Genomic DNA, 16,947 nt, shown 5'->3' on the forward strand with positions numbered 1-16,947 from the left:
GCGCAGGGGAGTGCCACGTGAACCCCCGACAGTCCCTGTCCGGGGGCTCCCGCACCCTCAAGATGACGGTCCCCCACGACGACAACCCTCTCGTCACCGACTACATCACCGCATTCGAGAAGATCATCAGCCACAGTCACGACCTCCGAGAGGACGACACGACATCGCCATGACCGACCTCGCCTCCCTCACCGCAGCCGACCACGCCGCAGGCATCCACCGGCAGGTCGTCGCCGGAGTGATCGTCCACGACGGTGCCGTCCTGCTCCTGCGCCGACGCCACGACGACTTCCTCGCGGGCCTATGGGAACTTCCCTCAGGCCGCGTCGAACCCGGAGAGGACCTCCACACCGCGCTGTGCCGCGAGGTCCAGGAGGAGACCGGCCTCACGGTCACGACCATCTCCCACTACCTGGGGAGTTTCGACTACACCTCCGGCAGCGGCCGTCTCACCCGCCAGCACAACTGGCGTGTCGAGACCGCCGACGCGGCGAACCCGACCCTGACCGAACACGACGCCTACCAATGGCACCTACTCGATGACCAGGAACCGCCGGTCAGTCCGGAAGTCGGCCGAATCCTCGGCGTCACCACCTGAAGTGACCCGTCCCTGTTCAGATTCCGCCTGCGACGACGACACCCGGCCCCCCTCAGCAGCCGGGTCTCGTCGTGCTTGGTGCCTACGGCGGGATCAGCCTGGACGCGGCGTTGATCAACGCCGTCGAGACTCGGCTGGAGGGTCGTGCGGTCGGCGCCGACCTCGCTGGACTGGACTCCACGACCCCGGCGTGGCCGGCCGCCCGGCGCTGCCCGGTCCGAACGGTGACCTTCGCCGACGAGCTCGCCGCTTTCCGCGCCGGGCTGGACGACAGCGGAGGCCACACGGCGCGGCGGTGTTCTTGGTCAGTGGCGTAGTCGGTTGAGGAGGGTGACGAGGACGGTGCGGTCGCGGGGTGGCAGTGCGGTGGCGGGTTCGGCGGTGGCGGTCCGGAGGGTGTCGATGACGGCTTCGAGGAGTTCGATGCCGTAGTCGGTGATGGCGAGTCGTTTCTCGGTGCCTCGGCCGGTGACGGTGAGGTAGCCCCGGTCCGCGAGGCGGGTGATGCTGTGGTCGAGGCTTCGGGGTGGGAGGTCGAGTGCGGTGTGGGTGACGGCCTTGCGCATCGGTCGGGGTGTGCGGGCGAGCAGACGGAGGAGTCGGTAGTCGTAGACGGTGATGCCGTGGTTGTTGCGCAGGGCGTCGGCGGGCTGGGTGGTCCAGCGTTGGGTGGCGGCGATGAGGGTTTCCCAGAGGACCCAGGGCTCGGCCGTCACAGTGCCTGCGCCGACGGCGACGTCGAGCGGGGTCGGTGTGGCGGCGTGTGCTGGTGGGGGCGTAGTCGTTCGCCTGTTCGCCGTCGAATTCGGTGGTGCGGCGGAAGGTGGCGTGGGCCGGTCGGGCGGGGCCGGAGTGGCGGGCGGCCGGGTCACGGGCATGTGAGTGTTCTCCTCGGTGTCGGTGCTGGGTGCTGGGTGCTGGGTGCTGAACAGTCGGTGGTGTGGTGGTCAGTTCGGGGTTGAACGGAGCAGGCAGGGGGTGCAGGGGACGCCGTGGCCGGGGTCGACCTGTTCGGTGGTGTCGTCGAGCATGATTCGGTTGCCGCACCGGGTGGTCAGTGTCGTGTCGTCGACGCCCTCGGCTCCGATGATGTGGACCGGGCCGGGTCTGCCGTCGGGGTCGATGCGGCGCAGGCAGAGCGACCACCCGGCGGTGAACAGCGCGGGGGTCGTGTCGCCGTCGAGGATCGCGGCGCAGTACGCACAGTCCTGCACGTAGGGCACCACTCCGGCGGGGCCGTCGACGGCAACCGGGCCGATGGTGACCGTGGCGCCGCAGATCGTGGATGTCCGATCGCCGTCGAGTGGCACGGGTTCGCCGACGTTGACGAACACGGTGTACAGATCGAGGAAGATCCCGACCAGCGGCGGCGCGGGCTGCCGCCTCATCAACGGCTCGGCGGCGACCTCGCGTTCATCGGGCGTCATCGTCGCCCGCCGGTAAACACCACGATGTAGGGCCGGACGCGGGCGGCCCGCAGCCGGTGCACGACCGGAACGGCCCGGTAAGTGACGAGCGTCCTCATCGGACCACCGCCAGATGACGCGGTCGGTCGGGAACGCGCGAGGCGGTCAGGCAGTCCGGGCAGCGATGCTCGTCGTAGTACGGAACGGCCACGGGCCTGCGGTTCAGCGCCGTGAACACGGTGGTCGGGTCGCAGACCGGGCGGATGCGGGCGAGTCCGTCCGACGTCCAGTACTCCCGGTGGGCACGGTGGGTGTCCCCGTCGCCCACGGACCGGACGAACCACGGGCCGGTCATCGGCGGCCGCCGGGGACGACCTGGAGCGCGGCGGCGACAGCGCCACCTGCGCCGATCCCGACCGCGACCTCGCTTTGGGCTTCGGTGTCGAAGGGCACGGTGTTCGTGCCCAGGGCCGCCCCGGTGGTGGTGTGGGTACGGGCGGTGGTCAGCGCGCGGCGCAGCGCGTCACCGAGTTCCGGGACACGGTCGGCGTGAACCAGCCAACGGCCCAGCGTCGCGGCGCGACTGCGGATCGACACCTCGACCCCCTGCGGCCCAGACCAGAACCGAAGCCGCCGAAGGCCGGTGACACCGTCCATCGCAGGCAGATCGACAACCCGCCCCGCCCACACACCCTCAAGAACATCCACCGCGTCGGTCGCACTGATCGCCGCACGTACCGGATCACGACCCGGCCGAACACCCTCGACCAACACCCCACCGACACCCGAGGTCACGAACATGACACCACCCCTGGTGTCGGTGTCGAGGAACAACACGAACAAAGTCGTCACAGCCGCACCGCCACGGTGCCCAGGCGCTCCTCAGCCAACCGCGCCACGATCACGGAGAACGCCACCGTCCGGAGATGCCCCGGTCGACGCGACGCCGGAACGCGGTAACCCCATACCGCCAAAGAGAACCCCGCGACGAGCAGGAACACACCCACAGCGACGGCCGGCATCACAACGCACCACCGACCCGCCGCCGAGTGACGACGAACCGCACGAGCCGCGCACAGCTAGCGCCATGGCCGCCGGTCCACAAGCGCTCTGGCACACACGCATCGCGCCGAGACACGGGATCACACCAAGCCGACCAGCCCGTCGCGACGAGCATGACGGGGCCGAGCAGACCGGGGATCGAGAGAGTCAGGGCCACTGATGGCCTCCAGCTGTCAATCAAAGACATGCCGGCAAGAGTGCATTTGACGGCAAGTTGCTGTCTATCCCCCAATAGATCGAATGTCGGCGAGGGGCGTTGTGCCAAGTACGCTCCGGCGCATGGCGCCACCACCAAGAATTCGGGCACTCGGCGTAGCGCTGAAGTCAGCTCGGGATGCGGCAGGGCTCACCGGACAGCAGCTCGCCGATGCAGTCGGGATTGACCCCACTACGCTCAGCAGGTGGGAGACCGGCCAGCGCACCCCGCCAGCTCGTGAAGTCCTGGCCATCTTGGATGAGCTCGGCGTTCGTGGTCGCGAGCGAGACCGTCTCGTCGAGATGCTCGACGACGACCAAAGCCCTAGGTGGGCCACCGGGAGTGAGTTCCCGCCCGCGCTTGCCGACCTCATAGCTCATGAACGTGCGGCCGAACGGATTACCGATGTGGCGATGATCGTTCCGGGGCTGCTCCAGACATGGGAATACGCACGGGCCGTAATGTCAAGCGCCGGGCCGGACGCCCGCGACCTTGACGGCCGTGCAACCTTGCGGATCGGGCGGCAAGAAGTTCTCCGCAGGATCGAGTACACGGCGATCATCGATGCAGGAGCCTTGACACGGAGGGTCGGCAGCGCAGAAGCGATGGTCCAGCAGCTCGACCACCTGCTCGTCATGTCGAAGCAGCCGAACGTGACCATTCGGCTGCTACCTGGTGATCAAGTACATCCAGGGTTGGAAGGGTCGTTCATGGTCCTGGATACTTCCTATGGCCGCGTGATTCACGTCGAGCACCACGCAGCCTCGATCCTGCTCGACAAGCGGAAACACACGACCGCCTACGGTCGCGTTCTGGAGGCGGTCTCGGGCTCGGCGTTGCAGCCGGAGGAATCCGTAGACGCGATTCGGCGACAACTAGCCAGGTGGGAGCAGCCCTCATGAACAGCTTGACCGGCTGGCAGAAGTCCAGCCGCAGCCACAGCACCACCAACTGCGTCGAGGTCGGCCGTACCTCCAGCTTAGTCGGCATCCGCGACACCAAGAACCGCGACGGCGGGACCCTCGTCGTCGGCCACGCCGCCTTCACGGGCTTCCTCGGCGCGATCAAGGCCGACAGACTCCGCTGACCCCGCGTCCACGGACGGTGTCGAGCGAGGTTCTTCGCACGACACCGCCCCTGGGCTGCTTCTCCCCGAAAATCCGCCGCCCCGCTTGTCGGTGGCATCGCGCGATCCGACACCATGAGGCTTATCACTGACGGTGAGGAGTCGGATCGTGTCCGTGATCGACGTCGTGACGGAGTTGCGCCGTGCCCATGCCTTACTCGTCGACGCCCTCGCCGCCACCGCCCACGCCGAACAGGCGATCGACGACGGCACCACCACCTTCGACACCGCAACCACCGGCTCCACGCAACCCGCAGTCGAGTCGGCCCGACACTGCGCACTCGCCGCCACCAACGACATCCACGCCGCACGGACAGCCCTCCTCGCGGCACAGAACATCCTCGACGCCTACTGCCGCGAGATCGCCGGACACGGCATCATCGACGACACGACGATCACCGACCGACACCCCGAGACCGAACCCCACGACATCGCCACCCGCCCGATCCAACGCCCCGACGCCCCTGCGGAGCGCTACGGCGCCGAGATCACCGAACTTCAACGCGGCGGCGCTAAGATCAGCCCCGACCGAGTCGTCCGAGCAGCCCGACACCAACGCGGCCACCTGGTGTGGCTGGAACTCGGCCACGAGGGATCATCGGGACAAGCGCATATCGTCCGCTCAAAGCGGACCAGGGAATTCGGGAACTATGGGATTCCCCGACATCGGATCATCGACGTGATCTTCGACTGCCTTGAGCATGGCGACCAGGTGGGAACGCTTGACGACGGAGAAGTGTATGAAGTGGAATGCGGCGACGGAGAAAAACGGCCCATCACCATTGTGGTGGCAGACAATGGATACATTGTCACAGCTTATCCCATAGGAAGAAGGAGGTATACGCTATGAGCAACCGCATCGACCTGGACATTCTGGCCGGCTATCGGCAGCCGCCTTTTTTCTTCGACGCTCAGGACGGCGACGTCTTCAACCACACGATCGACGACACGGCGAGGTTCTTCCAGCTCAGCGCCGACCTGGTCCGACAGCTCAAAGCCTGGGATCAGGAATACCAGGACACCTTGGACATGGGCGATCCGAGCTCATCGGGATTCAGCTCCGAGGAGGCACACCAGGCATGGGTCGAGAAGGGAAAGGAGCTGGCCGCGCGAATAAAGCGCGAGTCGCCCAACGTCGGCCGCGTCGGCTATGAGGGACGCGGGGAATTCCAGGAAGGGGAATGTGTTTTCTGACTTCCGCGCGGGTCGGGGCCTACTGGTCGCTTCTCTCCGTCGCTGATCAGAACATGGCGAAAGTGCACGTCCCGGAGTCCCCGAGCACTGCTCGCGTCGTCCTCCGGACGGGGCTGGCAAGCGGTTCCGAAGAACGAGCCGACCGGCTGTCACGCGATCATCGATGAAGGAGTCCCGCTACGGCGAGCTGGTGGGAGGGACGTCAAGGCCGCCCACTCCGTCACCTGTCGGCAGGCTCCGCTGACCCGCAGCAGCCAACTTCCGGCCGCCCGGCCCGACGGGCAGGCCAGCACCCGTCGAACGCCCCGGCCCCCCACCACCTGCGTCACCGCCGCCGACCCTCGTGACACCACGCGACCCGGCCGACGGCAGCGGCAAGCCTTGCCCCACCGCCGCCTCAACGAATCAACTCGTCCAGCGAACCGTCGCCTGCGTACGTCACCGTCACCTCCGCCGGACACTCCGCCCGCACCCGCCGCGCCAACTCCCGACCCCACGTCAGGAACCGATCGCGATCTTCCGCACTGGCGAAGCCGGAGCCCGCCGGGTCCTGCTGATCCAAGAGCCCCTGATAGTGATCGTCCCAGGCCTTGACGTCGTCCAGCAGGTCCGAGCTGAGCGGCACGACGGACGCGATCTCGTCCACGTAGTGGTCGCCGGAACGCTCTCCTGCCGAGGTGACGAAGAACGGCCCGCCCGCCCAGTCGGCGACGAGTTCCAGCCGTATCCCGTCGGCCATGCCGGGGCTCTCCTTCGATCCGCCGCAGCCCATTCCCTTACGGGATCAACTCGTCCAGCGAACCGTCACCGGAGTACGTCACCGTCACCTCCGGCGGACACTCCGCCCGCACCCGGCGAGCCAATACCCGACCCCATGCCAGGAACCGAAGGCGGTCCTCCTCCGTCGCGAAGATCGGACGATCCTCCATCATGAGCGTCCATTTCGCCTGGTAGACGGAGTCCCATTCGATGATCTCGGCGATCAGGCTCTCGGACAGCTCCAGCACCTCGGTCACCTCCGCACTGTCGAACTCCTCCGGGAGCGGCTCGTCTCGCCACAGCCAGAAGGGACCCGCCTGCCAGTCCAGCCCGAGAGCGAGCTTGACCACCGCACGGTCCGACATTCAGTCACCCACTTTCAGTGGTTTGAGTCTGCTGCCTCGTGACACGGGATTCGCACTCACGATGAATCCATTGTCCGCCACGGTCACCCCGACCCAGATGAGCTGACCACGATGCTCAGTCTCATAGACCACGCGATCCCTGCCGGTCACGCCGACGGGCGTTCCCACCAACAGACATCGCAGGACGACATCGGGGATGTGCTCGGCGGCGACGCCTTGATCGGCGAACTGTGCGGGCCTGCCTCGTTCCAGCATGTGTCGCAGACCCTTGTTCGCATTTCCGGTCTCCAACCACACGATCCGACCGCCCGGTGCACGGCCGATCCGCAGCACGCGATCAGGACTGATCTTGATTCCCTGCGCCAGCGCCTCGGCGACCAGGGTCTTCTCGGTGGGATTCAGCTCGGCTACCCGCACATCGCCGGGAAACACCGGCTCTCCGACAGACGGGGCGGCGGGTGTAGCTGCCGGGGGCCGGAGATCTGGGCCTGTTGAGGCCTCCGTCCGGAGAGGCCGCGAGTCGGCAGACCCCGCACCTACGGCGGGACCGCCCGGGTCCACGATCCCCCCTCCCCCGTGCTCCGCCGCGTACTCGTCGGTCAGCGCGCGGGCGTGCTCGAAGTAGGCCGCGACGTCGGCGAGGTCGTCGACCGCCGCAGCGAGCAGGCCGAGGGCGTCGAGCAGGACGAAGTCCTCGTCGCCTTGGCTGGCCCGGTGCAGCAGCGGCTCGATCTCCTCGATGAGCAGCTTGCGCGCGTCGCGTAGCGCATCGGCAGGCAGCCGATCGACGGCGGCGCGCAGGCGGGCGGCGACCTCTCCGACGGAGGTCATGAGGAGGCCGACCGTCGGGCGGCCTCCGACTGGATGAGATCGGCGCAGCGATGCAGCCTGGCGAGCACGCCGTCGAGTTTCCACCCGCCGACGACGAGATGATGCACGGCGGACTCGGCCCGCCCGTCCAACGATCCTGCCCACAGCCTCCTGAGTTCGGCGGCGACCCTGGCCGCCTCGTCCCTGCCGAGGACGATGTCCTCGATCGGAAGTCTGCGGGCGAGTCCGGTCAGATCCTGCTGCTGCTCGTCCACGCCTGCTCCTCATCACGCCGGGCGTCGATCACATCGTGCCGGGTGCGGCAGACAGACACAAAGGATTGCGCGGATCACTCGCTCCGACGGACGAACGACTCCGGGGCCGGGGATGCGCCCCGCCCGGCGGGAACGGGCGCATCCGTCGTCCGTCCCCGCAGGCGGGAACCACTGCGGCGCAGGCAGCGGGAGCCGGCACGCCGTTCACAGCGGGAATCACCGCACCGCTCGCAGCGGAGACCACCCCGCGCTCGCGCGGAGACCACTACGCCGCTCGCGGCGGAGACCACTGCGCCGCTCGCGGCGGAGACCACTGCGCCGCTCGCGGCGGAGACCACTGCGCCGCTCGCGGCGGAAGAGGATCATCTGCCAGGCACTTAGACTGCCGGTATGGCTTCCACGTCGACGACGACCGAGGCATCGGATCGGACTGCGAGCGCACTACCCGGCGACCTGTCCGACGCCGTCCGCGACGACGCCTCGCTGCGTCGGTTCCTGCACGGGCTGCCCGGTGTGGACCAGGTCGGCGTCGAGCAGCGCTCCGCAGGCCTGGCCACCCGCAGCATCAAGAAGGCCGCCAAGCTGTGGGCGATCGACACCGCGATCAGCATGGTCGACCTCACGACCCTGGAAGGCGCCGACACCCCCGGCAAGGTGCGATCGCTGGCCGCGAAGGCCCGGCGCCCGGACTCCGACTACCCGGACGTCCCGCAGGTCGCCGCGCTGTGCGTCTATCCGGACCTGGTCGAGGTGGCCGTCGACGCGGTACGCGGCAGCGGGATCGGCGTCGCCAGCGTGGCGACGGCCTTCCCCGCCGGCCGCGCGCACCGCGACGTCAAGCTGTCCGACACGCGGTTCGCGGTCGCGGCGGGCGCCACCGAGATCGACATGGTGATCGACCGGGGCGCCTTCCTCACCGGCCGCTACGGACAGGTCTTCGAGGAGATCCAGGCGGTCAAGCAGGCCTGCGGCTCCGCGCATCTCAAGGTCATCCTGGAGACGGGCGAGCTGGCGACCTACGACAACGTGCGGCGGGCGTCCTGGCTGGCGCTGCTGGCGGGCGGCGACTTCATCAAGACCTCCACCGGCAAGGTGTCCCCGGCCGCGACGCTGCCGGTCACCCAGGTGATGTTGCAGGCGGTGCGGGACTGGCACGACCGGACCGGAGAGTACCGAGGCGTCAAGCCCGCAGGCGGCATCCGCACCACGAAGGACGCGATCCGTCATCTGGTGGCGGTGCACGAGGTCGCCGGGGCCGACTGGCTGACCCCCGACCTGTTCCGCCTCGGCGCGTCCAGCCTGCTGACCGACCTGCTCATGCAGCGCCGAGCCCAACGCAACGGCCACTACAGCGGCCCCGACTATGTGACGGTGGACTGAGAAGCGCCATGCCTACCTTCGAATACGCGCCAGCGCCGGAGTCTCGGGAGCTGGCGAACCTGCGAACCTCCTATCAGATGTTCGTCGACGGCAAGTTCGTCGACGGCGCGGGCAAGCCGCTGAAGTCGGTCAACCCGGCCACCGAAGAGGTACTGGCCGAGGTCGCCACCGCGTCGTCGGACGACGTCGACCTCGCGGTCCGCGCGGCCAGACGGGCCTACGACCGCGTGTGGGGCCGGATGCCCGGCGCCGAACGCGGGAAGTATCTGTTCCGGATCGCCCGGCTGATCCAGGAACGCTCCCGTGAGCTGGCCGTGCTGGAGAGCCTGGACAACGGCAAGCCGATCAAGGAGTCGCGGGACACCGACGTGCCGACGGCCGCCGCGCACTTCTTCCATCACGCGGGCTGGGCGGACAAGCTGGACTACGCGGGCTATGGACCCGAGCCGCGTCCGCTGGGCGTCGCCGCGCAGGTCATCCCGTGGAACTTCCCGCTTTTGATGCTGGCCTGGAAGATCGCGCCCGCTCTGGCCTGCGGAAACACCGTGGTCCTCAAGCCGGCCGAGACGACCCCGCTCACCGCGCTCGTCTTCGCCGACATCTGTCGGCAGGCCGAGCTGCCGCCCGGCGTGGTCAACATCCTGCCCGGCGCGGGCGACGTCGGCGCCGCCCTGGTGAGTCACCCGGACGTCGACAAGGTGGCCTTCACCGGGTCCACCGAGGTCGGCAAGGAGATCACCAGGACGCTGGCGGGCACGGGCAGGCGCCTGACCCTGGAGCTCGGCGGTAAGGCGGCCAACATCGTCTTCGACGACGCCCCGCTGGACCAGGCGGTGGAGGGGATCGTCAACGGCATCTTCTTCAACCAGGGCCACGTCTGCTGCGCGGGCTCCCGGCTGCTGGTGCAGGAGTCGGTGGCCGAGGAGTTGCTGGCCAGGCTGCGCACCAGGATCGCCACCCTGCGCGTGGGCGACCCGCTGGACAAGAACACCGACGTCGGCGCGATCAACTCGCGGGAGCAACTGAACAAGATCATCGAGCTGAGCGACGCGGGCGACGCGGAGGGAGCGCAACGGTGGACCAGCCCGTGTCCGCTCCCGGAACGCGGTCTGTTCTTCGCGCCGACGGTGTTCTCCGAGGTCCAGCAGTCGATGCGGATCGCCAAGGAGGAGATCTTCGGGCCGGTGCTGTCCGTGCTGACCTTCCGCACCCCCGATGAGGCGATCACCAAGGCCAACAACACGCCCTACGGGCTGTCCGCAGGCGTCTGGACCGAGAAGGGCTCGCGCATCCTGTGGGCCGCGCAGCGGCTCCGGGCGGGCGTCGTGTGGGCGAACACCTTCAATCGTTTCGACCCGACCGCCCCGTTCGGCGGCTACCGGGAGTCCGGGTTCGGCCGCGAAGGCGGACGCGCAGGTCTGGAGGCCTACCTCGATGTCTAATCGACTGGTGTCGGGCACCGCAGCCCCCCGGCTGTCGGTGAACAAGACCTACAAGCTCTACATCGGCGGTGCGTTCCCCCGCTCGGAGTCCGGCCGCGTCTACGAGGTCGCCGACGCCAAGGGCGCCTTCCTGGCGAACGCCGCACACGCCTCGCGCAAGGACGTCCGCGACGCCGTGGTCGCGGCACGCAAGGGCTTCGCGGGCTGGTCCGGCGCCACCGCCTACAACCGGGGGCAGGTGCTCTACCGGATCGCCGAGATGCTGGAGGGCAGGCGGGAGCAGTTCACCGCCGAGGTCGTCGCGCAGGAGGGTCTGCCGCTCAAGCGGGCGGCGGCCCTGGTGGAGCTGACCATCGACCGCTGGGTCTGGTACGCGGGCTGGACCGACAAGATCGCCACGGTGCTCGGGGCGTCGAACCCGGTCGCCGGACCGTACTTCTCCTTCACCGTGCCCGAGCCCAGCGGCGTGATCGGCATCCTCGCGCCGCAGGACTCGTCACTGCTCGGCCTGGTCAGCGTGCTGGCACCCGTGATCGCCACCGGCAACACGGCCGTGCTGGTCACCAGCCGGGCCCGCCCGCTGTCCGCGATGACGCTGGCCGAGGTCCTGGCGACCTCGGACCTGCCCGCCGGGGTGGTCAACATCCTGACCGGCAGCCCGGTGGAGCTGGCCCCGTGGCTGGCCTCGCACGCCGACGTCAACGGGCTCGACCTCACCGGGGCGCCGGAGATCCTCCAGCCGGAGCTGGAGCGTTCGGCGGCGGGCACCGTGAAACGGGTGCTGCACGCGCCGAGCGCCGAACCGGACTGGACGCGCAGGCCCGAGCTGCGCAGGCTGCGGACCTTCATCGAGCACAAGACCGTGTGGCATCCCGTGGGGGTGTGAGGCGCAGGCGATCCCGGCCCGCACCGGTGGCTTCGGCGGCGGGCTGCCGAAGCCGACGATTCATCAGGAGGGCACTCCGTAGCTCGCCACGATCGCGGCGGCACGGTCGTACAGGGCGGTGCGCAACCACTGCGGGGTCAGCACTTCCGCGTTCGTGCCGAGCTGCCACAGCGCCCATTCGGCGTGCCGCGAGTCTTGAAAGGTGACCTCTAGCCGCAGCTGGCCGTCCGCGTCGGATTCCTCGGCGAGGACGGCCAGCGCGGTGCCCACCAGCTCCGCCCGTCGCGCCGGGTTCACCCGTGCCAGCACGGTGACCTGGTCGCCGTCGGTCCGAAATCGCGTACTGCGGTCCTGCCAGACCCGGTCCAGATCCACCCGGTCCGGCCGCTGGGCAGGTTCGGCGAGTTCCTCGGCGGCCGAGATCCGGGACAGCCGGTAGGTGCGGTTCGCACCGGACCTCGTGGCCAGCAGGTAGCCATGGTCGCGTGCGGTGACCAGGCCGATCGGGTCCACCGTGCGCCACTTCGGCGGCTGGTCCACCGCCGCGTAGTGGATGCGCAGCCGGTGTCCGGCGAACACCGCGCGCCGGACCTCGGCCACGATGGCGTCCGGCACCTCCTCGATGACCAGCCTGCGCGCGAGGAGGTCGGCCTCCGGCTCGATGAGCAGTCGCTGGACCGCGCCTGCCGCAGTAGACCGCTGGCCTTCGGGTAGCGCGTCGACCACCTTGCGCATGGCCGAGGCGAGCGCCGCGCCGAGGCCGAACGTCTGCCCGCCGCGCCGTGATCCGGCGACCAGCAGGGCGAGTGCCTCATCGTGGTTCAGCCCGGTGAGCTCGGTCTGGAAACCCGGTAGCAGCGCGAAGCCGCCGTGCCTGCCGCGTTCGGCGTAGACCGGGACTCCTGCCGTGGACAGCGCCTCGATATCGCGCAGCACGGTGCGAGTGGACACCTCGAGCTCGCGGGCCAGCGCGGCGGCGGACAGCCGACCATGCCGGCGCAGCAGCAGCACCAGCGATACCAACCGGTCGGCGCGCATCTGAAAACTCTACGGGAATACCCGACATAAGGTGTCGTATATTCCCGCGAGGATTGCCTCATCACACAGGAGAGGAAATCCCAGATGTCACACACCATCGTCAACCCGGCCGGTCTCTACAACCCGGTCCCGCGCGGCTACAGCCACACCGCCGCCGTCCCCGCAGGGACGGACCTGGTGCTGGTCGCGGGTCAGTTCGGATCGACCACGGAGGGCGAGATCGTCTCGGCCGACTTCGCCGAGCAGGTGCAGCAGACCTTCCGCAACATCGGCGTCGCTCTCGCCGCCCACGGGCTCGACCTCAGCCACGTCGTCCAGCTCAGGACGTATGTGGTGGACCACGACGTCAGCAAGCTCGGGCCGATCGCAGGGGCCGTGCAGGAGAACTGGGGCACGACGCCGCCCACGCAGACCATCATCGGTGTGGCGAGCCTGGCTACACCGGACGTGCTGTTCGAGGTCGAGGCCGTCGCCGCCCGCCCCTGATTCGCCGCCGCCCGCATCGGGGCTGATCACCCCGATGCGGGCGGAGCGTGCTCAGCACGACATCGCACACGCCCTCGCCTGCCTGGCCAGGCCGCAGGCTCGAGGCGAGCACGATCCACCACGGTCCCAGCCGTGAACCTGTGGGCACGAGCCCGGTCGTCTCTTTGACCACCATGCAGGCCACGGGTGAACGAGCCCACGAGCCGGCCATACTCGCTGGCCGGGGCGCGGCGAGGTCTCCTTGTCGACCGCCCACGATTCCCGCCGTGATCGCCGGATGCCTTCTCGGAGGCCGCAACCGGTCGATCAACCCGGCGGTGACCTGCGGCGATCGCGTCCTTCGACGGATACGCGGCGGCCGCGCGAACGACCTGGCCCGACCATCCCCGCTTGTCTCGATCTCTACTTTGCGATACAAAGTGCAGGACGGTGACTTTGTATCGCAAAGTAGGTGGGACGGCGGTGGACCTGATGCAGGACGACGCGAGACGGCAGGACGCCGAACCGGCCGAGGTCACGGACCCGGCCGCGATGTTGGCACTCATCCGGCAGCAGCAGCGCCGCACCGAGAACCAGCTGTTCAGCGGCTTCACCGTGATCCCGCTGAGCTTCGGCGCCGCCTGGCTGCTCGGCTACGCGGTGCTGTTCCTGGTCATTCGACCGGAGCCGTTGCTGCCGATCGGCCAGGGTCCGGCCCTGTTGATCTACTTCATGCTGCTGGGCATGGCGTGTGTCTGCACCTGGTTCGTCGTGGCGCGCAGCAGTCGGGGGCTGCGCGGCGGCTCACAGCAGTCCGCCGCGATGTACGGGATCTCCTGGATGGTCGGGATGGTCGGGACGGCCGCCGTCCTCATCGCCGTCATGCCGCTGGGGGTGAGCCCCGGTGCGGCCGATCTCCTGTGGTCGGCCGCACCGGGGCTGATGGCGGGGATGCTGCTGCTCTCCGGCGGCGCGGTGTTCTCCGACGTCTGGCAGTACGGCATCGGGCTGTGGATCGTCGCGAGCACCGCCGCCAGCGCCTTCGCGGGCATTCCCTTTCACTACCTGGTGATGTCCCTGGCGGGCGGGGGCGGGCTCCTCGTGTTCGGGGTCTTCCAACTCCGTGCCGAACGCCGTGCGGACCGGGCCGCCCTGCCCGCAGGCGACGGGGCATGAGCCCGCAGGCAGGCGACCTCGACCCGGTCATCCACGCCCAGGCCCGACTCCGGGTCGTGAGCACACTCGCCTCACTCGGCGCGGGTGATCAGATCGCCTTCACCCGGTTGCAGAAGCTGCTCGACATGACGCCGGGAAACCTGATCACTCACCTTCGCAAGCTGGAGACCAGCGAATACATCACGAGTGTGAAGCGGGGATCGGCCACCTATCTCACGTTGACCACGCGGGGACGCAGTGCGTTCGACGAGTACGTGCGGGCCCTTCGCTCACTGCTCGAACCCGCCGTCGGTCCCGAGGACACACCAGATCCCGGAGGAACGAAACCATGACAGAACTTCTGGCCAGGGCGGTGAACGCCTCCAAGCACTACGGCGACGTGATCGCGTTGGACTCCGTCGACCTGGACATCCCCGCAGGCCAGCTCGTCGGGCTGCTCGGCCCGAACGGGGCGGGCAAGACGACGCTCATCAGCCTGCTCACCGGGGTCCGCAAGCCGACCTCCGGCCGCGTCGAGCTTTTCGGCGGCGACCCGAGGAAGCCTGCCCGGCGGACGGGGCTCGGCACCACACCGCAGCAGACCGGCCTGCCGGAGACGCTGCGCGTGCGGGAGGTCGTCGACTTCGTGGCAGGCCACTTCGCCGATCCGCGCCCGACCGGCGAACTGCTGGAGCAGTTCGGCCTCGCCGACTCGGCGGCGAAGCAGACCGGCGCGCTCTCCGGCGGACAGCAGCGCAAGCTCACCGTCGCGCTGGCCTTCGTCGGCAGGCCCAGGATCGTCGTGCTGGACGAGCCGACCACCGGCCTGGACGTGGAAGCGCGGCACGCGCTGTGGGGCGCGCTGCGCCACTACCACGCCACGGGCGGAACACTGGTACTGACCAGCCATTACCTGGAGGAGGTCGAAGCGCTCGCTCAGCGGGTCGTCGTCATCGACCGAGGGCGCGTGCTCGCCGACGACAGCCTGCACGCCATCCGCTCGCAGGTCGCGACCAGCCGCGTGGATCTGCGGACGCCGGGGTCGGATGCCGTCACCGGCAAGCCGCTGCCTGGGTTGGATGCCGTCACCGGCAAGCCGCTGCCGGGGTCGGATGCCGTCACCGAACTGCCCGGCGTGCTGCGCAGCGAGCGGACGGACGGCCGAGTGCAGCTGTTCACCCAGGACCCCGACCAGCTGGTGCGAGACCTCGTGCTCTCGGGCACGCCCTTCGAGGACCTCCAGATCACCACCGCCTCGCTGGAGGAGGCCTTCGTCGCGCTGACCGCCGCACCCGACTCGACGCAGAGACACCCGGCCCCGGCGGGAGACGCCCGATGAAGATGATGCTGCTGCACGCCAGATACCAGGTCCTGGAGAACGCCAGGGTCCCGATCGCCGTGGTCGGCTTCCTCGTGTTCCCGTCGCTGATGATGTTCTTCTTCGTCGTGCCGATGGAGGCGGTGTCCGGCGACCCGGTGGCCTCGACCAACGCAGCGGGGCAACTCGCCCTCTTCTCCATCGTCAACGTCTGCCTCTACACCTTCGGCGCCCAGATCGCGGAGGAACGCGGCAGGCCGTGGGACGGCTACCTGCGCACCCTGCCTGCTGGCGCGGGACCACGGCTGGGCGGCCGGGTGCTCAACGGCCTGTTCTTCGCGCTGATCGGCCTGATCCCGGTGATCCTCACGGCGGCGTTGTTCACGAACGCCACGGCGTCCCCGGTGCGCATCCTGCTGGCCGTCGTCCTGCTGCTCGCCATCGGCGTGCCGTTCCTGCTGCTCGGGCTCGGGATCGGCTACCTGCTGTCCTCGAAGGCGGTCTACGTCGTCGTGCAGCTACTCGTGTTCCCCCTCGCCTTCGCGGGTGGGCTGTTCTTCCCGCCCGAGCTGTTCCCCGGTTGGCTCGACGCGCTCTCCCAGACGCTTCCGACCAGGGCGGGGCGCGAGATGGTGATCTCCGTGCTCACCGGAACGCCCCTGCCGACGACCGCCCTCGGGGTGCTGCTCGCCTGGACCGTGGTGCTGGCCGGGTTCGCGGCCTTCGCCTTCCGTCGCGACGAAGGCCGACGATTCCGCTGAGAACATGGAGTCCGGTGCCGTCGAGCCCCTGCTCCTCGATCCGCCCCTGCCACCGGCAGCCGAGGATCGAGCGCGGGGTTCAGCGGCCCGGGCTCCCCGTCTCAGTCCAGTTGCCGATCTGCCAGTCGATCTGACCATCCGGATCGACCCAGGCACGGCTGTGATCGATCACCGATCCGGTCTCCAGCGCCTGCGCGACGTCGGAGAACAACCCGGCCAGACTCGGCCATCGGGGTTCCTCGACATGGCACAGCTCGTGATCCCACTCCAGGACCGCGCCCCGTCGAGGTCCGGGGCGCAGGTCGATCACCAGGTGATTCCCCAGACCGTCGAAGGCGATGGGAACGAACCTCGGGTGATAGCCGTGTGCCCAGGAGCCCGCGAGGCGCCCCGTGTCGGGCAGCTCCCAGGCGTCCTGCCAGATCGTCTTGCTGACCAGCCAGGACCGCACGGACTCCGCAGGGCCGCACGGGGTGTAGAACGGCGGGAACAACTCGGCGAATCGACCCTCCCTGGTGCCGTCGCACACCGACCACCAGGTGCGAAGCTCGGGGTTGACCTCGAAGCCGAGGTCCCGTTCCGCAGCCTCGATGTCGGCACGCGATGCACCGTCGGCGAGCTGGGCATGCGTGCCGGGCGCATACCGCGCCGACCACTGAAGAATCCGGTTCCACTGTGTGAGGACTTCCATGGCATCACGATGGCGACTCA

25 protein-coding genes are annotated in these 16,947 nt (G+C 68.8%); 14 read left to right on the forward strand and 11 right to left on the reverse strand.

Translation table 11 applies throughout. The features are described 5' to 3' along the window. Positions 1 to 17: 17 nt before the first annotated feature. Positions 18 to 173 carry a hypothetical protein gene (locus tag UA74_RS32500; RefSeq protein ID WP_157442336.1) on the forward strand — a complete coding sequence of 52 codons (156 nt, stop codon included), beginning with the start codon at positions 18 to 20 and terminating at the stop codon, positions 171 to 173. After that, a complete protein-coding gene (locus UA74_RS27510) occupies positions 170 to 598 on the forward strand; it encodes an NUDIX domain-containing protein (RefSeq protein WP_075765742.1) in 429 nt (142 codons plus the stop codon). The genes UA74_RS32500 and UA74_RS27510 overlap by 4 nt, the downstream gene beginning before the upstream one ends. Positions 599 to 903: 305 nt before the next feature. Here UA74_RS27510 and UA74_RS27520 read toward each other — a convergent pair whose 3' ends face one another. The 5 genes from UA74_RS27520 to UA74_RS32505 form a co-directional block, all read right to left on the reverse strand. Further along, positions 904 to 1,314, reverse strand: a complete 411-nt coding sequence (locus tag UA74_RS27520; RefSeq protein ID WP_075765746.1) for a hypothetical protein — start codon at positions 1,312 to 1,314, stop codon at positions 904 to 906. A gap of 231 nt (positions 1,315 to 1,545) precedes the next feature. Beyond that, a complete protein-coding gene (locus UA74_RS27525) occupies positions 1,546 to 2,025 on the reverse strand; it encodes a hypothetical protein (protein ID WP_075765748.1) in 480 nt (159 codons plus the stop codon). Positions 2,026 to 2,119: 94 nt separating this feature from the next. Next, positions 2,120 to 2,359 (reverse strand): hypothetical protein, encoded by a 240-nt coding sequence (locus UA74_RS27530; RefSeq protein ID WP_075742793.1) that lies wholly within the window; start codon positions 2,357 to 2,359, stop codon positions 2,120 to 2,122. Continuing rightward, a complete protein-coding gene (locus UA74_RS27535) occupies positions 2,356 to 2,856 on the reverse strand; it encodes a hypothetical protein (protein ID WP_157434469.1) in 501 nt (166 codons plus the stop codon). The genes UA74_RS27530 and UA74_RS27535 overlap by 4 nt, the downstream gene beginning before the upstream one ends. Further along, positions 2,853 to 3,026: a hypothetical protein gene (locus UA74_RS32505; RefSeq protein ID WP_157434470.1), complete on the reverse strand. Its 174-nt coding sequence runs from the start codon at positions 3,024 to 3,026 to the stop codon at positions 2,853 to 2,855. The genes UA74_RS27535 and UA74_RS32505 overlap by 4 nt, the downstream gene beginning before the upstream one ends. A gap of 319 nt (positions 3,027 to 3,345) precedes the next feature. Here UA74_RS32505 and UA74_RS27540 point away from each other — a divergent pair, with 319 nt between their 5' ends. From UA74_RS27540 to UA74_RS27555, 4 genes are all read left to right on the forward strand, one after another. After that, complete coding sequence (locus UA74_RS27540; RefSeq protein ID WP_075742795.1) at positions 3,346 to 4,164, forward strand: helix-turn-helix domain-containing protein; 819 nt, start codon at positions 3,346 to 3,348, stop codon at positions 4,162 to 4,164. Further along, the gene (locus UA74_RS27545) at positions 4,161 to 4,349 is read left to right on the forward strand and encodes a DUF397 domain-containing protein (RefSeq protein ID WP_075742796.1); all 189 of its coding nucleotides are present in this window, start codon (positions 4,161 to 4,163) and stop codon (positions 4,347 to 4,349) included. Before UA74_RS27540 ends, UA74_RS27545 begins: the two co-directional genes overlap by 4 nt. Before the next feature lie 148 nt (positions 4,350 to 4,497). Next, positions 4,498 to 5,238 (forward strand): hypothetical protein, encoded by a 741-nt coding sequence (locus UA74_RS27550; RefSeq protein WP_075742797.1) that lies wholly within the window; start codon positions 4,498 to 4,500, stop codon positions 5,236 to 5,238. Beyond that, positions 5,235 to 5,582, forward strand: coding sequence for a hypothetical protein (locus UA74_RS27555; RefSeq protein ID WP_075742798.1), 348 nt, complete (start codon positions 5,235 to 5,237; stop codon positions 5,580 to 5,582). Before UA74_RS27550 ends, UA74_RS27555 begins: the two co-directional genes overlap by 4 nt. Before the next feature lie 397 nt (positions 5,583 to 5,979). Here UA74_RS27555 and UA74_RS27560 read toward each other — a convergent pair whose 3' ends face one another. The 4 genes from UA74_RS27560 to UA74_RS27575 are packed head-to-tail and all read right to left on the reverse strand — an operon-like array spanning position 5,980 to position 7,791. Further along, positions 5,980 to 6,321, reverse strand: coding sequence for a hypothetical protein (locus UA74_RS27560; protein ID WP_075744306.1), 342 nt, complete (start codon positions 6,319 to 6,321; stop codon positions 5,980 to 5,982). Positions 6,322 to 6,358: 37 nt separating this feature from the next. After that, entirely contained in the window at positions 6,359 to 6,706 is a 348-nt protein-coding gene (locus UA74_RS27565) for a hypothetical protein (RefSeq protein WP_075742799.1), read from the reverse strand. Beyond that, complete coding sequence (locus UA74_RS31250) at positions 6,707 to 7,537, reverse strand: hypothetical protein (protein ID WP_083683708.1); 831 nt, start codon at positions 7,535 to 7,537, stop codon at positions 6,707 to 6,709. It lies immediately after the preceding gene. Further along, on the reverse strand, positions 7,534 to 7,791 hold the full coding sequence (locus UA74_RS27575; RefSeq protein ID WP_075742800.1) for a hypothetical protein: 258 nt from the start codon (positions 7,789 to 7,791) through the stop codon (positions 7,534 to 7,536). The genes UA74_RS31250 and UA74_RS27575 overlap by 4 nt, the downstream gene beginning before the upstream one ends. A gap of 390 nt (positions 7,792 to 8,181) precedes the next feature. Here UA74_RS27575 and deoC point away from each other — a divergent pair, with 390 nt between their 5' ends. From deoC to UA74_RS27590, 3 genes are read left to right on the forward strand one after another with little or no spacing between them, the layout of a single operon-like run. Beyond that, on the forward strand, positions 8,182 to 9,171 hold the full coding sequence (gene deoC, locus UA74_RS27580; protein ID WP_075765754.1) for a deoxyribose-phosphate aldolase: 990 nt from the start codon (positions 8,182 to 8,184) through the stop codon (positions 9,169 to 9,171). 8 nt (positions 9,172 to 9,179) lie between these two features. Next, positions 9,180 to 10,613 (forward strand): aldehyde dehydrogenase family protein, encoded by a 1,434-nt coding sequence (locus tag UA74_RS27585; RefSeq protein WP_075765756.1) that lies wholly within the window; start codon positions 9,180 to 9,182, stop codon positions 10,611 to 10,613. Further along, positions 10,606 to 11,499 carry an aldehyde dehydrogenase family protein gene (locus UA74_RS27590; protein WP_075742803.1) on the forward strand — a complete coding sequence of 298 codons (894 nt, stop codon included), beginning with the start codon at positions 10,606 to 10,608 and terminating at the stop codon, positions 11,497 to 11,499. Before UA74_RS27585 ends, UA74_RS27590 begins: the two co-directional genes overlap by 8 nt. 63 nt (positions 11,500 to 11,562) lie before the next feature. On the opposite strand, the gene UA74_RS27595 is transcribed toward UA74_RS27590, so the two are convergent. Then, positions 11,563 to 12,537 (reverse strand): helix-turn-helix transcriptional regulator, encoded by a 975-nt coding sequence (locus UA74_RS27595; RefSeq protein ID WP_075742804.1) that lies wholly within the window; start codon positions 12,535 to 12,537, stop codon positions 11,563 to 11,565. Between the two features lie 84 nt (positions 12,538 to 12,621). Here UA74_RS27595 and UA74_RS27600 point away from each other — a divergent pair, with 84 nt between their 5' ends. The 5 genes from UA74_RS27600 (at position 12,622) to UA74_RS27620 (ending at position 16,236) form a co-directional block, all read left to right on the forward strand. Next, positions 12,622 to 13,023 carry a RidA family protein gene (locus UA74_RS27600; RefSeq protein ID WP_075742805.1) on the forward strand — a complete coding sequence of 134 codons (402 nt, stop codon included), beginning with the start codon at positions 12,622 to 12,624 and terminating at the stop codon, positions 13,021 to 13,023. Between the two features lie 462 nt (positions 13,024 to 13,485). Next, positions 13,486 to 14,178: a hypothetical protein gene (locus UA74_RS27605; RefSeq protein WP_075742806.1), complete on the forward strand. Its 693-nt coding sequence runs from the start codon at positions 13,486 to 13,488 to the stop codon at positions 14,176 to 14,178. Next, positions 14,175 to 14,510 (forward strand): transcriptional regulator, encoded by a 336-nt coding sequence (locus tag UA74_RS27610; protein WP_075765758.1) that lies wholly within the window; start codon positions 14,175 to 14,177, stop codon positions 14,508 to 14,510. Before UA74_RS27605 ends, UA74_RS27610 begins: the two co-directional genes overlap by 4 nt. After that, positions 14,507 to 15,496 (forward strand): ABC transporter ATP-binding protein, encoded by a 990-nt coding sequence (locus tag UA74_RS27615; protein WP_075765760.1) that lies wholly within the window; start codon positions 14,507 to 14,509, stop codon positions 15,494 to 15,496. The genes UA74_RS27610 and UA74_RS27615 overlap by 4 nt, the downstream gene beginning before the upstream one ends. Then, positions 15,493 to 16,236 (forward strand): ABC transporter permease, encoded by a 744-nt coding sequence (locus tag UA74_RS27620; RefSeq protein WP_075742809.1) that lies wholly within the window; start codon positions 15,493 to 15,495, stop codon positions 16,234 to 16,236. Before UA74_RS27615 ends, UA74_RS27620 begins: the two co-directional genes overlap by 4 nt. A 79-nt stretch (positions 16,237 to 16,315) precedes the next feature. Here UA74_RS27620 and UA74_RS27625 read toward each other — a convergent pair whose 3' ends face one another. Next, positions 16,316 to 16,927 carry an SMI1/KNR4 family protein gene (locus tag UA74_RS27625; RefSeq protein WP_075742810.1) on the reverse strand — a complete coding sequence of 204 codons (612 nt, stop codon included), beginning with the start codon at positions 16,925 to 16,927 and terminating at the stop codon, positions 16,316 to 16,318. Positions 16,928 to 16,947: the final 20 nt, after the last annotated feature.

This window comes from Actinoalloteichus fjordicus (assembly GCF_001941625.1).
Taxonomy (GTDB): Bacteria; Actinomycetota; Actinomycetes; order Mycobacteriales; family Pseudonocardiaceae; genus Actinoalloteichus_A; species Actinoalloteichus_A fjordicus.

Excerpts from the sequence above, each read along its gene's own strand:
- UA74_RS27545 (WP_075742796.1), top strand. The coding sequence starts at position 4,161 with ATGAACAGCTTGACCGGCTGGCAGAAGTCCAGCCGCAGCCACAGCACC.
- UA74_RS27530 (WP_075742793.1), bottom strand. The coding sequence starts at position 2,359 with ATGACCGGCCCGTGGTTCGTCCGGTCCGTGGGCGACGGGGACACCCAC.
- UA74_RS32505 (WP_157434470.1), bottom strand. The coding sequence starts at position 3,026 with ATGCCGGCCGTCGCTGTGGGTGTGTTCCTGCTCGTCGCGGGGTTCTCT.
- UA74_RS31250 (WP_083683708.1), bottom strand. The coding sequence starts at position 7,537 with ATGACCTCCGTCGGAGAGGTCGCCGCCCGCCTGCGCGCCGCCGTCGAT.
- UA74_RS27610 (WP_075765758.1), top strand. The coding sequence starts at position 14,175 with ATGAGCCCGCAGGCAGGCGACCTCGACCCGGTCATCCACGCCCAGGCC.
- UA74_RS27560 (WP_075744306.1), bottom strand. The coding sequence starts at position 6,321 with ATGGCCGACGGGATACGGCTGGAACTCGTCGCCGACTGGGCGGGCGGG.
- UA74_RS27595 (WP_075742804.1), bottom strand. The coding sequence starts at position 12,537 with ATGCGCGCCGACCGGTTGGTATCGCTGGTGCTGCTGCTGCGCCGGCAT.
- UA74_RS27510 (WP_075765742.1), top strand. The coding sequence starts at position 170 with ATGACCGACCTCGCCTCCCTCACCGCAGCCGACCACGCCGCAGGCATC.
- deoC (WP_075765754.1), top strand. The coding sequence starts at position 8,182 with ATGGCTTCCACGTCGACGACGACCGAGGCATCGGATCGGACTGCGAGC.
- UA74_RS27585 (WP_075765756.1), top strand. The coding sequence starts at position 9,180 with ATGCCTACCTTCGAATACGCGCCAGCGCCGGAGTCTCGGGAGCTGGCG.
- UA74_RS27615 (WP_075765760.1), top strand. The coding sequence starts at position 14,507 with ATGACAGAACTTCTGGCCAGGGCGGTGAACGCCTCCAAGCACTACGGC.
- UA74_RS27600 (WP_075742805.1), top strand. The coding sequence starts at position 12,622 with ATGTCACACACCATCGTCAACCCGGCCGGTCTCTACAACCCGGTCCCG.
- UA74_RS27625 (WP_075742810.1), bottom strand. The coding sequence starts at position 16,927 with ATGGAAGTCCTCACACAGTGGAACCGGATTCTTCAGTGGTCGGCGCGG.
- UA74_RS27590 (WP_075742803.1), top strand. The coding sequence starts at position 10,606 with ATGTCTAATCGACTGGTGTCGGGCACCGCAGCCCCCCGGCTGTCGGTG.
- UA74_RS27525 (WP_075765748.1), bottom strand. The coding sequence starts at position 2,025 with ATGACGCCCGATGAACGCGAGGTCGCCGCCGAGCCGTTGATGAGGCGG.
- UA74_RS27540 (WP_075742795.1), top strand. The coding sequence starts at position 3,346 with ATGGCGCCACCACCAAGAATTCGGGCACTCGGCGTAGCGCTGAAGTCA.
- UA74_RS27555 (WP_075742798.1), top strand. The coding sequence starts at position 5,235 with ATGAGCAACCGCATCGACCTGGACATTCTGGCCGGCTATCGGCAGCCG.
- UA74_RS27565 (WP_075742799.1), bottom strand. The coding sequence starts at position 6,706 with ATGTCGGACCGTGCGGTGGTCAAGCTCGCTCTCGGGCTGGACTGGCAG.
- UA74_RS27620 (WP_075742809.1), top strand. The coding sequence starts at position 15,493 with ATGAAGATGATGCTGCTGCACGCCAGATACCAGGTCCTGGAGAACGCC.